This is a genomic window from Mesorhizobium sp. WSM4310 (assembly GCF_007003935.1).
Classification (GTDB): domain Bacteria; phylum Pseudomonadota; class Alphaproteobacteria; order Rhizobiales; family Rhizobiaceae; genus Mesorhizobium.
In genome coordinates this window covers 1-14,992 of record NZ_VFTA01000054.1, presented here as the reverse complement: position 1 = coordinate 14,992, position 14,992 = coordinate 1, and the positions used below count along the sequence as shown (strand labels likewise).

Genomic DNA, 14,992 nt, shown 5'->3' with positions numbered 1-14,992 from the left:
GAATAGAATCAGGATCGGCAGGGCACTTCAGGAAGCCATATTCAAGGAACGCTGCGGAAAAACCTTCCGCAGATTTCTACGGTTGTGTCGAAATTCGAGTGGAAGGAGCGCATTCCCGCCAGCAGGCGGAATTTAAAGGCAAGTAAATCACGCAAAATTTACTTGGGTCGGTAGCAACTAGGGTTGGGGTAGAAGCGATGACACTGATCGAGAGGCGCAACGAAACCGTTGCAGTCAGCCAATACATTGTATTGAAAGATACTCATCACGCACGTCCGATACATCTTTCGGATCGGCCAGACGCCAGACCTGGCGGGCCGCAGCGACGCAGTTTGGAATCCATAACCGGCATGCTTGAGCGCATCGGCTGCGGCTATCTTGTGCTGGACCGCGACAGGAAAGTAATCGAGTGGAATACAGCCGCGCAAGACACGCTTGAGCGGCAGGGCGAAGCGGCTGACACGGCCGTCGAGCTGTCCGCGGGGCTAAGGCGGCTGGTCGCGAATGTTCCGGTCCATTTCCAGCCGGGATCACTCTCATGGGTGGTGATCCGCAGCAGAGGCGACAGGCCTGTGATCCTGAATGAGGCGGGCGTCGTCACACCCGACGGGACAAGCATCGTCGCATTGCTGGACCGGGAGAACACATCGGCGGCCAACCCTCAGACCTTGCAAAAGATGTTCGGTTTGACCAGCGCGGAAACGCAGCTTGCATTGCGCCTGGCGCAAGGCGATGCACCGCTGGAGATTGCTCGCAGCTGGCATCTCAGCCGCACGACGATCCGCTCCCAGCTTGCCTCGCTGTTCGCCAAGACCGAAACAAGGCGTCAGGCCGAACTGGTTGCTCTTCTGGGGCGCATTTCGGTCCTGCCATGAAAGAGCGATTTCGGCGGGCGTCAGGACCCGTCGAATTCAGCAGACCGAGATATATTGCCATGGCAACGCGGCTGCAAATTCTGCGGCCGCGGTTGCGCAGATTGCAAAACTCGCGGTGCCATCTCCAGCCTGTCGACGCGCTATCGAACTCGGGCGGAGCGCGGAATCTCGTAATTGGAGTGACCTGCCATGGTCGAAACAAATTCGACGGTCCACAAGCTGGCTGATACCGCTCGTACGCGGTCGGACGGTGCTGTACTGAAACTTGCACGCGCGGGACCGATCGTCGTCACAGGCGCCGCCGGATTCATTGGGTTTCATGTCGCGTTGCGGCTTTTGCGGCGCGGCCTTGTCGTTGTCGGCGTCGACAATTTTACGCCCTACTACGACGTCAGGCTAAAGGAGGCGCGATTTGCGCAGCTCTGTGCCGAGCCGAGGTTCACTCCCATGCGGATGGACCTGGCTGACCAGGCGCAGGTGAAGGCGCTGTTTTCCGACTTCCAGCCATCGCACTTCGTGCACCTCGCTGCCCAGGCTGGGGTGCGTTATTCGCTCGCCGACCCGCATGCCTATGTGCAGTCGAATGTAGTCGCGTTTCTCAATGTTCTGGAGGGCTGCCGGCACGCCGGCGTCAGCCATCTCGTTTATGCCTCGTCGAGTTCCGTTTACGGCGCCAATCGAAGCATGCCGTTTTCCGAGCACCATGGCGCCAGTCATCCGCTCAGCTTCTATGCCGCGACCAAAAGCGCAAACGAATGCATGGCGCATTCCTATAGCCACCTGTTCGGCTTGCCGGTGACAGGATTGCGCTTCTTCACCGTCTATGGTCCCTGGGGCAGGCCTGACATGGCAGTCTATACGTTCACCCATGCCATCGCCGAGGGGCGCACGATCGAGATTGCCAATGCCGGCCGCGTGTGGCGAGATTTCACCTATATCGACGACATCGTAGAGGGGGTGGTTCGCGTGCTCGCCGCGCCGCCTCGTCCGGATCCGGACTGGGACAGCCGCACGGCTGACCCCGCCACCAGTTCGGCGCCATATCGGATCTACAATATCGGCAATGACCGGCCCGAAGAAATCAACCGTCTGATCGCGATCATCGAAACTGCCCTTGGCCGCCGCGCCCTTCGCGTCAACGTGCCTTTACCTCCAGGTGACGTCCTGAAAACCCGCGCCGACGTCAGCGACCTCCGCCGCGCTGTCGGCTTCGCACCGGCGACGGCACTGGAGGACGGCGTGCAACGTTTCGTGGAATGGTACCGGGATTTCCATGCAAGCCCCGTCGGCCGAGAACGACATGCGTTCGTTCAGGCATAGGGCGAGACCACGGGAGGCCGGACGGCGGGCACACCGCCGGTTCGGTCACCCGACCTATGGCTGACGCGGCGCGCCTTCCCACCAACACTCCTTCAAATGACGCATACGGACCACAGGATGCAAAGGCCGCGTCGGCGGGCGCGATGGTGTCGGGGGGCGGGAGACCATCGATGCGTCTTTGGGGCCAGGCCGCCGACCTGCTCCTTCAACCATGTTGCAGGCACAGGGCTAGCGGTCGCAGGCCGATCGATACGCCGGCGCCGTCGTGAGGGACATCATCGATGGATAGGCCACCTCATTTGCCGGCCTTCAATAACCAGTTCCATTGTTGGCCGCCAATCGCGCTTGGCCTGATCGAGAGCAGGGCAGACACCAAGCCAGGCAGGATCTTCAGTCGCTTGCCGATATAGACGGCCATGGCAACGTTCCAGATGGCCAGGGCAAGCGCGACACCGACAGCCGCGCCAATTGGGCCGTATATCTCGACGCCCACGGCACAGGCTATGATGTTGGCGGCCGCACCGGCGATCATGGTCGTTGCCGCGGCCCACTCGTTTCCGGTCATCGCCAGCAGATTCTGCTGAGGCCCGCACAGCGCAACGAAAACATAGCCCAAAATGAGCACCCGCGCGATTGGCGCTCCCGCAGCAAAGCCCTCCCCGAAGAAGCTCAAGAACGGCTCGGCGATCATCATCATTGGGACGGCCACCGCGATGGCGCCGCCCGCAGACAGCAAGGTGGCCCGCGCGAACAGCTGCTGCAGGCCTTTATGATCGCCTCTGGCGTGCAGATCGGCCGCTGTTGGCGAAAACATGGTAGCGACAGCGATGCGGGAAAGCCCCACAAGCATCGCCACGTTCAACGCCAGGGCGAAAATACCGGCCTCACGGATATGATCGGTCCAGCCCAACACCAGCACGCCAGCACGACTGACGAAGACATCGAGGCCGGTAATGAGCATGAGCGGCGGGACGGCAAGCCACCATCCCCTCGGTTCGTAAGCGGGCTGAGCCTGCCGCAGGCCAGGTGGTTCAAACTTCCTGGCGGTGATGAACACCAGCCCAACAGTGATGGCGGAACTTGTCAGCACCGCCAGCATCACCTGCGGCGCGTGCACCGCCCACAATCCGGACTTGGCCATGATCGCCACCAATACCAGCAGCAGCCCGTCTCGCACGATGCGCTCCGGCAACAATGCCGAAACGACGCCGCCGAAAGCACGCACAAGCGTAGCGCCAATGGCATAAGCGGTAATCAAGGGTACGGCCGCCATGCCAAGCATGGTGCTTATCTCAAGTCCTCTTTGCGTTTGATCCGGTTGCGCCTGCTCTGAAAAGAAGAGGACCAAGGCAGCACCCGCCATCCCGAACAGTGTCGCCGCGAGCAGCGATCTCCGCAGGGCGAATTTTATCACCCCCCGCGCCAGATCAAGCCTGCCGTTGGCTCTATAGGCGGGCACAAAACGCAGCAAGGACACATTGAAACCAAGCGTTGCCAGATAGGCGAGCACGGAGGTCCAGGCTAGAACGTAGGCATAGATCCCGTAGTCGTGAGGCCCGATGAGGCGCGCAATGGCCAGCTGTGCAAGGCTGGTCAACCCGGCACCTCCGATGTAGATCAAGAGGGCGAAGACGCTCGCCCTCGCGAGCCGCGAGCCGACGTCCTTATTTCGCCGGGGTGTGGCTATTGGAAGAGCACCGGCGGGATGACCCGGAGACTTTCGAGACACGCGACTATCGATTGCCGCAGCATGCGCAAGTGGTGCGCCTTCTTTCTGGTCTCGATTTGCGAATCCTTTATCCATCCGTGAAAGCGCGGAAATGATTTGCTTCTCGACCTTACAAATACTTTTGAGCCCAGATTGACTGTCGGCGTTCTCGACGGAAACGACACTTCGGCCAGAAATCGCGAGAAGATCGTTTATCGATTCGAACACGCCAAAGGCGCTCATATTCACGTCCAAGTCGGCCTCGAAAATCCGCTCCGCCGGCGGCTCGTGCTCCATCCGATGTCGGAGGCGACTCTCCACGACCGCAGATGGCACCACCAGCCTGATGGTGAGATCGGCCGGCGGCGCGAGACTGAGTGCCTTTTCGAGCGCTTCGCGGTCGGTGCCCCCATTGAACATCGCCAGCGATCCAATCGCTTGAACGTATCCTTGATCGAATATGACAATTTCGGGCGATTGCTTCGCGGCGCTCCAGCAACGCGAAAGGTGCAAGATATATCGCCAGATCCGGGCGCGCCATATTCGTTTCTTCGGCGGTATCAACTTCACCATCGACACCGAACTTGAAATATCGTCCAGTCGCCCGATCGACGATAGAAATATTCCCGCAGTCGAGAATATCGCCGATGCTATTCTGGAAACGAACAGAACGATCCCAAGGTCGAAGCTTCCGGCCCTGGTGCTGGGCTGATAGCTGAGAGCGACCTTGGCGCGATAGCCTTTCCCGCGCAACTGCTCGGCGAGCGCATGCGCAAATGTTGTTTTGCCGGATCCTGGCGGTCCGAAAAATTCAATGATCATTCTGGGGCAGGCCCGATTGTTGGAACGCAGTTGGTTCCCTGTGGCATTTTTTTTTGAAGAACGCAGACGACGGTCCTCATCAAACCCTCTCCAACAGCAGGTCGGCGTTGTCCTCGAGCCTGGAGCCGGCGTACCTCTTTAAATTCACTTGGGTGAGCACACTCCCGACCGGAACGGTGACGGATCCACCGGCACGGAGCGACTCCAGAACGCCACGGGCGATGCCGCGCCTCGTCTTGGCCCAGCGAACGGCAAAAAGCACTGCATCGGCCCAGCGCTTGAGGAGCCTGGTTTCGGGACCCCCGAGTCCCAGCGGCCCGTTGATGATGACAACGTCGTAGACCGAGAGCAGTTCTTCGGTGAACTGGGATTTGTCGACCGTGGACAGAAGCGTCAGCAGATCATCCGAAGGTGCTGGAGCGGCCATCAGATCGATGCCGATTTCTGGCATTCTCGTGATCGCATCCTGGAGCACGCAGCGTTCACTCACATAGTCCCCAAAGGAGTTGTGAGCCTTGATGGTGCCGAATTCGCCACGAAACTCGTTCGTGAGGCGCGCGTCCTTGCGGTCGAGGTCGAGGAAAAGCACCCTTCCTCCCAATCGCGTTGCCGCTAGCGCCAGGCTCCACGCCAACTCTGTCTTGCCATCGTCCAGGATGCTGGACGTCACGAGGACGATGTGCGGCGGTTGCCCCCTTCCCTGAGTTGGCGCCGCAGTGACCAGAAGGGATGTCGCCGCGCGACTGAACGGCGAGTTCTGCTGGCCCAGAACCAGATGCCGCAGTTGTCTGGCGTGGAGTCCCGAAACCTTAGGAAGCAGTCCTACGCACGGGACCCCAAGCTCGGCTTCGGCTTCAGCTTCGCTGCGCAAGGTCTGGTTGAACATGTTACGAACCAGGACGAAGACCGCCGCCATCAGACCAAATACGATCATGCCGGGTGGAATCAGGAAAATTCTCGACAGGGTGCTGGGATTTGACGGCGGCCATGCCGTCGACAGGACCGCTACACCTGGCGAAGGAGCGGCGATGCGCCGTATCAGGTCCTGCTGCCGGCTAAGGAGCTCGTTGTAGTGCTGTGTCACGATGGTGACCTGCGGCTCAAGGGCACGCAAGCCGGAAAGCTGGCTCGCAGTGTCGGCCACGGCCGCGTCGAGCACCCTCTTGCGATCCTCGAGAGCCGTAACCTGGGCGCGGTAGACGTTTGCCTCGGCGGCGATGCGCGCGATGCCCTGCTCTATCTCACGGTTGATCGCAGTGCCCAGATCGCCGTCCGCAGCGGCACCCGACTGACGTGCCACGAGGTCGGCCAACACAGGCGATCCGATTTCCTCAGCGATGGCCGATACAGGGGCGCCCGCCTTTCGCAGGTCCTCGATATGGCGAAGGCGCGATTCCGAGGCGGAAAGATTGGCTTTCGACAAGAAAATCTGTCGGCCAAGTTCCGCTGTCTCATTGGCTGCGTTGTTGGCCGCGCTTTGATCAACGGCGCCATGCGTCAGCCGGTACGTCTCCAGCCGATCGGTCGCGTCGACCAGGTCCCTTTGTACTTGCGGCAGGCTGGCGACCAGCGATTCCAGTTCGCGCTGATCCGATGCACGCCGTTTCTGTACGAGATCCTCGATATACACCTGAGCGAATGTGTTCGCGACAAGCGCGGCACGCGCCGGACTGGTATCGGTGAAGCCGATTGTGATGACGCGCGAGCGCAGCTCTTGTCCGACCCTCATTCCGCTCCGCAGCGTCTTCAGCGCGGCGGCATCCGCAGCCTCCGGATTTTCCACCGCCGGCTTATCCTTCGACCAGACCCGGCTCAGCAGATCGCTCACGAACGAGCCTGCGGTGGGCGGGACGGCACTGATGCCGCTTTTTCCGGCGGCGTCGGCTGCCTGCGGTTGACGCAGTGCCGTCAGAACTCGACGCAGGTGGGCTTGCGACGAGAGCATCGTCAAATGGTCATCGATGCTCGAATCCAGCGAGTCTTGAGCGGTCGCCGTAGCGTTCGAAGTGCCGGTGCTCGGGGCATCGATGATGATCTGGGTCGCCGCCTCGAACAGCACTGGACGAGCAAGGCCCGCGAGGCCGGCCAGTATGCCGCCCAGAAGGGCGACGGCAAGCAAGAGCCATTTTCCCGTCGCCAGGGTGACGACGAGCTGATGGAAGGGAGACGGCGGTTGCATGGGCTCGCGCGGCGGTCGTCTCATCCGCGGATTGGTGTCGAGCGTAGCGACGGCCATCTGCGTAGCACGCGGAAGCCTGGCGCGGCTGGCTATGGAACCTTCCATCTCAATCCCCTGTCAGTTCGATATCATAAGAAGGGCGCGATGCCGGCGCCGATGGCCGCATGGCTTCGTTGCGCCATGCCTGGAACATCAGCAGCGGCCACAAGTCACGAAAATGATCCTGGTTTCCATGCAGATGATCGCGCCAACATGCGTCGACCTTCGCACAGTCGATGACCCCGTCTCCGGACAAGCGTGTCGTGGCGATGATATCCGCTGCCCAATCGCGCAGGGGTCCTCTCAGCCAGGCTCCGACCGGAACGTCGAAACCCTGCTTGGGCCGATCGACCAGTCGGCGCGGCACATAGCGATCAAGGAGCTGGCGCAGTATCCATTTGCCCTTGCCACTCCGGACCTTGGCATCGGTTGGCAGGCGCCAGGCGAATTCTACGACGCGATGGTCCAGGATCGGGCATCGCCCCTCGAGGCTGTTGGCCATGGTGGCGCGATCGAGCTTCACGAGGATGTCGCCGGGGAGATAGCCGGTCATGTCGTCGAACAGCAGGCGCGACAGCAGGTCGTCGAGCTGTGTCGCGCCGGCATTGGATGCCGCTGGCTTGTGATGAAGAAGCTTGTTGGTCGCAGATTCCGTCAGCCGCTGAAGCAGTTGGTCCTCATTTGCCGCCGCGAACAGGCGGGCGAGGCGGTTCAACCGGTCACCGCGCAATCCGTGCCGCATGTTCGCCGAAAGCGGCAGGCTGCCGAAGATGTCTTTCTGGGAGGCCTGGGCCAGCAATCCTGCCCCCGCCGCCAACATCCGCCGAAATGATGATGGCAGCTCGTGCTGCCTTCTGAGGCGGGTTGCCAGGAAGTGTCGAGAATAGCCTGCGAAGCACTCGTCGCCGCCATCGCCCGACAGAGCCACGGTGACGTGTCGCCGGGCGAGGCGCGACACCAGCAGCGTCGGTATCTGCGACTCGTCGGCGAACGGCTCGTCCCAGATCCTCGGCAGTTCCGGAATGACCTCAAGCGCCGCGGCCGGTGAAAGATGAAGTTCCGTGTGATCGGTGCCCAGATGCCGTGCAACCGCGGCCGCATGAGGGGCCTCGTCGAACCCGCTCTCGCCGAACGCTATGGTGAACGTGCGAACGGGCTTCGGGGACTGCGCCTGCATCAGGGCGACGACCGTCGAGCTGTCAATTCCACCCGACAGAAAGGCGCCAAGCGGCACATCGGCAACCATTCGTTCTTTGACGGCGAGGCGAAGCAGGCTGTCGAGTTCGGTCGTAAGGTCCTCGTCGCTGCCGGCGATCGGATCCCGCTGCGCCTTGCAGGCGACATCGGCAAGCGACCACCAGCGGCGAATGCGATGCGCGAGCGAGCCGGCGCCACGGGCATTGGCGAAATCCTCCGCCGTCACCGACAGGACTGAACCGGGTGGCAGCTTGAACACATCCTGCCAGATGCAACGGTCATCCGGCACCCACCCTTTCGAAAGCATCGTCGCCGCCGCATCGACATCGAGTTCCGGGGCGAATCCCGGGAAGCAGGTGATCGCCTTCAGCTCCGAGGCGAAGACAAGCGCTTCCCGTGTCGAGGCGACATAGAGCGGCTTTTTTCCCATTCGGTCGCGGGCGAGGTGGAGAATCCGGTTCTTCAGATCCCATAGCCCGAAAGCGAACATGCCGGCGAAGCGCGCAAGTGCCGCCTCGAGGCCCCAGCTCTCGATCGCGCACAGCATCACTTCCGTGTCGCTGGTGCCGCGGAAATGGTGGCCCGCCCCTTCCAGTTCGCGGCGCAGATCGCGAAAGTTGTATATTTCGCCATTGAAGGTAATGACATACCGGCCGCTCGCGGAGTGCATCGGCTGGCGACCCGCCTCCGACAGGTCGACGATGGCCAGACGCCGGTGCCCGAAGGCGATCCCGGCTTCACGGCTCATCCAAAGCGCCTCGCCATCGGGCCCGCGATGACGAAGGGCCGTCATCATCGGCCCGATCGCCCTGAGCGCGTTCGTATTGGCTGCATCGGGCGCCAAGAGAATTCCGGCGATCCCACACATTCTAATATCTCCTCTGGCGAGCGATCGCGGGGACCGCCTGCGGCGTTCCGGCGACAAGGCAGAGGGTCAGACAGAACCACACGATCGGATGGCGGATGATCAGGTGAGGAGCACTGAAGACAGCGATCGATGCCACGAGCGCCATGAGCGTGTCCTGTCTCGCACCCCAGGCGGACAAGGCGGCCGAGCCGAGGATCCACAGCAAGGCCAGGACCGAAATCAGGCCACCCTGAGTGTAGAGATCGAGGATCGTGCTATGGGCCTCGAAAGGCCGCGGCAGAAACTGCTGATCGACGACGGAGGGACGATCAAGGTGCGGGCCTGGTCCGAGACCCAGCGATCCGGATCTTGCTCCCTTGTCCAATGCCTCGTCCCAAAGCTGGAGGCGAAGTGCCGCGGTTTCCGCGGTTGCTTCCCCGCCCTTGTCCTTGGTGAGGCTCTTGGCGAAGTTTTCGGCGTTGGCGGCCTCGCTGAGGGCGTAAGGCGTGATGGAGACCGCCAATGGAAGGAATCCAATGGTGAACAGGAGGGCAAGTTGCCGTGAAAGGCTGATCTTGCCGCCGTCGCTAGTGAGCCATGCCCGAATCCTCAGCCCAAGAAGGATCAGGCATGCCAGGATCGTCGTATAGAGATAGGTATCGCTCTTTGTCAGCCTTCCGACATAGAAGGTGAGGATCAGGCTGGACAGCCCGAGACATCTTCCCCATGGATTGCTGGTGGTTGTGGCAAGATGCAGGGCCAATGGACCGAGGAGCGCGCAGTAGAGCGCAAGCTGGTTCGGATTGTCAGACCAACCGCTGAAGCGGTCCCAGAACCAGGGGTGGACGCCAGACTGATGGATCCAGCCGAAACCAAGCCCCACCTGAACGACAAAGCCCGCATTCGCGATAGCGATCATCCACCAGGCGATGCGGCGTAAACGGGAAGCTGCGTTGGGTTCCGCGGCAGCCAGGCAGGTAACGCAGGCCAACAGCACATACGCCATCGTGTCATGCAACAACGGATCGAGGAACAGCGTCGTCGTCAGAAAGCCGATGATGGAACCCACGCCCAGGGCAAGCGTCAGGATCACCCAGAAACATGCAAGTTTGGTGAAGGCCGGCGTAACCTCAAGTCGGCCGCCGGCAAGGATGCGCGTGATCGACAGCAATATCCAGAGCGTGAGGGACAGTTCGCTGTAGCCGAACGGCAGCCCCGGGATGCTGAGCTGCACCGCGTAGGACATTGCGATGCCGAAGGCCAGGATCACATCACGGATCATTGCCGCGCCTCACCCAGTCGGGGGGCCCGCGCACCCTCTTCCCGCGAGATCACGGGCGCGGGCCGAGCAAGACTGCCGCGGTATTTGCCACCGAGGACAGTCTTGTACAGATCGCAATACTGGTCGACGACCCACGACAGCGAAAAGCGCTCCCGCACGAGGCCGACGGAACGGCTGCCCATGATCTTGCCACGGGCGCGGTCGGACAGAAGATCGATTATTCTGGACGCCAGGCCATCGGCATCGCGCGGCGCGACAAGATAGCCATTCCAGCCATCTTCAACCACGTCATTGCAGCCGGGCATTCTCGAGGCGACGATTGGCAACCCGGACAAACCCGCTTCCAGCAGGACGCGCGGAATACCCTCGCGATACTGTGTTGGAAACGCGAACAGATCCGCCATGCCAAGGAGAGCTGGAACGTCCCGCCTTGGCCCCAGGGCGACGACGTAAGGAGCATATTGCTCGATATCGGACCTACTGACCGCGAACGGACCTTCAGAGTCCTGCGGACCGACAAGCACGAAACGCGCATTGGGCCTCTCGGAGAGGACGCGGGGAACCGCCTTGATCAGGGTCGGAATCCCTTTCTGGCGAGTCAGCCGACCGACAAAGATTACGACTTCGGCCGATTGAAGCCCAAGCTCCTCGCGCATAGCGGCGGCCGAAGGGCCACGGTATCTTGCTGTCGAGAATGCATTCGGGTCGATTCCAGAACTCCGGATCAGTCGCCCTTTGCCGCGACCCGCCAGCCGATAGCGGTCGAAGAAGGCCTGATCGTCACGATTCTGAAAGACCGTCATGGCTGTCCAAAGCGACGCCAGTCCCTGAAGGCCACAAAAGACCGGACGCAGCGCCAGCGCCCGCGGTTCCCGTGATGAGAATGTCCAACCGAGCCCATTGATGGTGCGAATGACCGGAACCTGGCCGCGCACGGCCAGAGGCGTCAGGAGGTTGGGCTTGGTGTCGAAACTTTGAACAATGTCCGGACGCAGTTCGGACATCAATTTACGGATCGCGCTGACAGCGCCCCATTCTCCACCGCCGCTGGCAAAGCGGTCGAACCCAAACGCGCGATGCGGAATGCCGTGAGGTGAAAAGGCGTCTCCGGCATCGCTCGAGACGGCAGTGACACGAAAGCCCCGTTCACGCAGCGCCAGAAGGAACGGAATTCTAAGCCGGTGATCCTCGCCTCCTATGCAAACCAGATGCGGACTCATCCTGTCCCTCCTGGATGCCGGCAGAATCCCCATCGCGCAAAACCGCTGGCCCTGTGATCTGTTTTCACGGTCCGGCGTCATCGCCCCAGTACGCACAACACCCAGCCTCACGCTAGGAGCAGGCTTGCGCGTTGTCCTCGTCTGTTTGAATGAAGCAAGGAATTGGGCGATGCGGTGATGCAGCGCAAGCGCCGTCGGATCGATGAGTTGAGCGGGAACTCATTCGTTCTAACGATGCCAGGGCCGACATGGTCGCGTACGACACGGCAAAGCCAATCAGCAAAACAAGGGGGCTGTGTTGGAGACGTCGGGGTACCCGCGTTTAGAAAGCCGTTTTCCACGTGCCTTGCCATCCGTTGGCGGACCGACAATGGATCAAGATGCTGCGACAGCTCGCAACAGCAGCCCTCCAGGCGGCTTCACATGGAAACAGGCCTCCACCCGCCCTCTGGATATGGACGGACCAACCACCCGTTTCTTCCCGCGGATGGGCGACGACTTCTCCGAAAAATCGGCGTTCTCGCACCTGGAGCGGGTTGTCGAAAAATACCCGGCCAAGATCGCGATCAGTGACGGCTCTACGTCCCTCAGCTTTTCGGAACTGCTCAACGCAGTCCAAAACCTGGCGGCAGCGATTGCCGGTTCAACTCCACCAGGCAAGGCGGTCGGGATTCTGATCGGAAATACCCTCTGGTATCCGGTGGCCATGCTCGCCGCCATGCGGGCCGGCAGGCCCGCCGTGCCATTGAACCCCCGGGATCCATTTCAGCGCCTCGCGGCAATTTCCACCAGCGCGCGGCTGGCCGCGATCATCAAGCCAGGGCCGGGCAAGCCGGCAGGCTGGCCGGATGCCCCCTCGCTTGAATGGATCGACGCGGCAAGTTGCACGGCCGCAACGCGGGATGGCAACCTATCGGCGTTGCCGCCCGAAGTGCCGGTCGATGCTCCGGCAATCGTTCTGTACACGTCAGGTAGCACCGGGGCGCCGAAAGGCGTCGTGAACAGCCAGCGGGCGATCCTCCAACGCGTTCAGCAATATGTGGATGCCTGCCACTTCGGCCCCGACGACGTCTTCATGCCGCTGACCGGGCCGGCGACGATCGCGGGATGCCGCGAGATGATGACCCCGATGCTGTGCGGCGCCACATTGTACCTCTCGGATATAGAGAGCGCCGGTATTCGCGCCGCCCGCGACAATTTCGAGAAGTGGCGGGTGACTGTCGTCTATCTCGTGCCAGCGCTGCTGCGTGTGTTGATGAATGGTTCTGCGCCCAACACATTCTCTTCCTTGCGGATCGTGCGGGTCGGCGGAGAAAAGATTCTATGGTCCGATATCGACCGGCTGCGCGGCAGCGTTCCCGAGTCCTGCCTTGTCCAGATCAGCTATTCGTCCACGGAAACGACCGGCACGCAATGGTTCCTGCCGAGGGGCTACCAGGAACGCGGCGCAACGGTCCCGGTTGGCTTCGTGCTACCCGGCATCGAATACGCCATCGTGGATGAGAACGCATGCGAGGTCGCCCCGGGCGATGAAGGAGAGTTGCTGATCAGAAGCAACTACACCACGCTTGGTTACTGGGCGGATGGGGAAAACGTCCCTCTTCAGGCGAACGCCGGCAGCCCCCTGCTTCGCACCTTCGCAACCGGTGATCTGGTCAAGGTCGACGACACCGGAATGATGTGGATCGTCGGACGAAAGGGACGCCAGATCAAAATCAACGGAAGGCGGGTCGAACCTGCCGAACTGGAACTCGTCCTGCGCCGGGCGCCTCAGGTGGATGATGCCGTTGCGGTGGTGACGGACGCGAACGAACTGGTGGCCTTTGCCGTCCCGGCCAGACTTGGCGGAAGTGACTTCATTGCTGAATTGCGCGACCTGATCAGGACGGCCCTGCCGCCCGCTGTTCACCCGACGCGCCTGCACAGTGTTGCCGAGATACCGCGGCTCAAAGGCGGCAAAGTCGACCGTGTCAAGCTACGGGAACTGGATCGCGCACTGAACGCGCAAGACGCCCAGAGCACGCCCATGGCCCGGCAAGCGGCAAACCCGCTTGATGTCGAAGGCACCGCGGCGGCCGTATGGGAGAGGATTCTCCCGGGCAAAAGGGCAGCCGGCAGCCGCTGGGATGATGCCGGCGGCGATTCATTGAAATTGCTGCAATTCGTCATGGAGCTGGAGACGGCTCTGGGGCGGGAACTCAACCTGGACGCGTTCACGGTCGGGATGAGTTTTGCCGATGTCGTCCGGGCAGCGTCTCCAGGGCAAGACACAAGCAGCTCGCTTGTCGAGGCTTGCGACCCGAGACCCGTCTTGTTCATTGTGCCCGGATCGATAGGCTACGGTCCAAGCCTGGCGGCCTTCGGTGCGGAGATGGGTAATGTCGCCAGGGTTGTTGCCGTACGCTACGGGGATCTGAACGATCTGCTGAAGGGACATGGCACGATACCGCGGATGGTGGATGCGGTTGTCGACCAGATCAGCCAGGCCCAGCCCGATGGCAATGTGAAGCTGATCGGTTATTCGCTTGGCGGCGGCGTCGCCTTCGAGGTTGCCGCCAAACTTGTTGCCGCCGGTCGGTCGGTCACGTTCCTGGGAATCCTCGACACCAATATCGGGCCTGGACAGCACAACTATCGTGAAAGACTCGCACGCACCGCCCAGCGCATCCGCACGCATCGAGTGACGGTGGATCGCATGATTTTGCGGGCTCTGGCAAAATTGTTTGCCCAATTTGGCGCCGAGGCTGCGCTTGCGAGGGGCATCGACTGGCTGCAATGGAGGCGCTTCGCCAGAACACGATTCATCTTGCGCCTTGAGCTTGAAGAAGTCCTGCGGATGCGTGCATTTGGCCAGTGGCTCGCGCAACCGAAGCCCACATTGCCGATTACCGCCACCGTGTTCCGATGCAGGCGCACAGGCGTTCCGTCCGACCTTGGCTGGAGTGCTTTCGTCACCGGCCTAAACATAGTTCCGATCGTCGGCGGGCACCTGGACATGCTCGTTGAACCCTATCTCAGCCACAACCGTCCGCTAATAGAAAGAGCCCTTGTGGTGAGCGGCGCATAGTGGGTGATTCGCACACCCGCAGGCTGAATCGAGACAGGATGCCCATGTATCTTGCTGACGCATCCACAACAAATCCGCTGGCACTGCCGCCGTGGCGAGAACAGCCTGGTCCTGCGTCGCCGCGCTGAAATATCCCTAAACAATCAACAAGTACCAGGCCCAGGGCAGCCTTCCCATCGCATAGGCTCTCCTTGCCATGATCAACGATTCTATCAATGGGCGCCGGTATTTGATTTGGCCCTAATATATCCTTTCCAATAGGCAGGCACGGGGCACCACCGAATTGGACGAAGGATATCTGCATGACAACCCTCCACTATGCCTCGGGTGGATCGGCCTCCGAGGTCGCAACCGCCGGATTCAATCTTGTCGACGTTTCATCCGTGGACGAACTCAACGCCTTGCCGGCTGGCACGAAAGGTCTGGTCTGGCTCGA

General features: G+C 61.3%; 8 protein-coding genes. 3 read left to right on the top strand and 5 right to left on the bottom strand.

Annotated features, from left to right (window positions below; genetic code table 11):
* Positions 1–197 precede the first annotated feature (197 nt).
* Positions 198–875 (top strand): helix-turn-helix transcriptional regulator, encoded by a 678-nt coding sequence (locus FJV80_RS32125; protein ID WP_142878321.1) that lies wholly within the window; start codon positions 198–200, stop codon positions 873–875.
* A 258-nt stretch (positions 876–1,133) separates the two neighbouring features.
* Positions 1,134–2,195: an NAD-dependent epimerase gene (locus FJV80_RS32120; RefSeq protein ID WP_142878327.1), complete on the top strand. Its 1,062-nt coding sequence runs from the start codon at positions 1,134–1,136 to the stop codon at positions 2,193–2,195.
* A gap of 295 nt (positions 2,196–2,490) precedes the next feature.
* On the opposite strand, the gene FJV80_RS32115 is transcribed toward FJV80_RS32120, so the two are convergent.
* The 5 genes from FJV80_RS32115 to FJV80_RS32095 all read right to left on the bottom strand — a co-directional run bounded on the left by FJV80_RS32115 (position 2,491) and on the right by FJV80_RS32095 (position 11,489).
* On the bottom strand, positions 2,491–4,725 hold the full coding sequence (locus FJV80_RS32115; protein ID WP_142878320.1) for a polysaccharide biosynthesis C-terminal domain-containing protein: 2,235 nt from the start codon (positions 4,723–4,725) through the stop codon (positions 2,491–2,493).
* 79 nt (positions 4,726–4,804) lie between these two features.
* Positions 4,805–7,009 (bottom strand): exopolysaccharide transport family protein, encoded by a 2,205-nt coding sequence (locus FJV80_RS32110; RefSeq protein WP_142878319.1) that lies wholly within the window; start codon positions 7,007–7,009, stop codon positions 4,805–4,807.
* A 1-nt stretch (position 7,010) separates the two neighbouring features.
* Complete coding sequence (gene asnB / locus FJV80_RS32105; protein WP_142878318.1) at positions 7,011–9,008, bottom strand: asparagine synthase (glutamine-hydrolyzing); 1,998 nt, start codon at positions 9,006–9,008, stop codon at positions 7,011–7,013.
* A 1-nt stretch (position 9,009) separates the two neighbouring features.
* Complete coding sequence (locus tag FJV80_RS32100) at positions 9,010–10,269, bottom strand: polymerase (RefSeq protein WP_095776095.1); 1,260 nt, start codon at positions 10,267–10,269, stop codon at positions 9,010–9,012.
* Positions 10,266–11,489, bottom strand: a complete 1,224-nt coding sequence (locus tag FJV80_RS32095; protein ID WP_142878317.1) for a glycosyltransferase — start codon at positions 11,487–11,489, stop codon at positions 10,266–10,268. Before FJV80_RS32095 ends, FJV80_RS32100 begins: the two co-directional genes overlap by 4 nt.
* Positions 11,490–11,859: 370 nt before the next feature.
* On the opposite strand from FJV80_RS32095, the gene FJV80_RS32090 reads away from it, so the two are divergent.
* The gene (locus FJV80_RS32090; protein WP_246689101.1) at positions 11,860–14,556 is read left to right on the top strand and encodes an AMP-binding protein; all 2,697 of its coding nucleotides are present in this window, start codon (positions 11,860–11,862) and stop codon (positions 14,554–14,556) included.
* Positions 14,557–14,992: the final 436 nt, after the last annotated feature.

Coding starts and splice junctions, on each gene's coding strand:
- FJV80_RS32125 (WP_142878321.1), top strand. CDS start 198: ATGACACTGATCGAGAGGCGCAACGAAACCGTTGCAGTCAGCCAATAC.
- FJV80_RS32115 (WP_142878320.1), bottom strand. CDS start 4,725: ATGATCATTGAATTTTTCGGACCGCCAGGATCCGGCAAAACAACATTT.
- FJV80_RS32110 (WP_142878319.1), bottom strand. CDS start 7,009: ATGGAAGGTTCCATAGCCAGCCGCGCCAGGCTTCCGCGTGCTACGCAG.
- asnB (WP_142878318.1), bottom strand. CDS start 9,008: ATGTGTGGGATCGCCGGAATTCTCTTGGCGCCCGATGCAGCCAATACG.
- FJV80_RS32100 (WP_095776095.1), bottom strand. CDS start 10,269: ATGATCCGTGATGTGATCCTGGCCTTCGGCATCGCAATGTCCTACGCG.
- FJV80_RS32095 (WP_142878317.1), bottom strand. CDS start 11,489: ATGAGTCCGCATCTGGTTTGCATAGGAGGCGAGGATCACCGGCTTAGA.
- FJV80_RS32090 (WP_246689101.1), top strand. CDS start 11,860: ATGGATCAAGATGCTGCGACAGCTCGCAACAGCAGCCCTCCAGGCGGC.